Origin of the sequence: Onishia niordana (genome assembly GCF_004798965.1) — a bacterium.
Classification (GTDB): domain Bacteria; phylum Pseudomonadota; class Gammaproteobacteria; order Pseudomonadales; family Halomonadaceae; genus Onishia; species Onishia niordana.
The window spans coordinates 1-299 of the sequence record NZ_SDSD01000045.1 but is presented as its reverse complement, the minus strand read 5'-3'; the positions used below and the strand labels follow the sequence as shown (position 1 = coordinate 299).

Below are 299 nucleotides of genomic sequence, written 5' to 3'. Positions count from 1 at the left end.
GTTTATAATGCTAATGAAACCGTTCCTCGCGGATCCATTGTAGATATCAAGTCTTCAGATAATACGCTTAATGCAGAAATAGTGGTTATAAATAGCGCCGAAGGAATAGAAATTGACTATGTTTCAGGTATTCCGATTTCATCTACAACAAAAACAGTACAGTCATCAACCCCTCCAGAAAGTTCACCAGAAACAACAGAACTAGCTCCAGTTGTTACAGAGCCTTCTTCTCAAGATGTAGTTGATGACAACTCTTATACAACTAATGGTGAATGGACTACGGCAGCCCCTGGAATGGT

1 pseudogene is annotated in these 299 nt (G+C 39.8%); it reads left to right on the top strand.

Annotated elements, in window-relative coordinates:
• Positions 1-299: pseudogene (locus tag ETC27_RS17460) on the top strand (hypothetical protein); the annotation flags it as partial.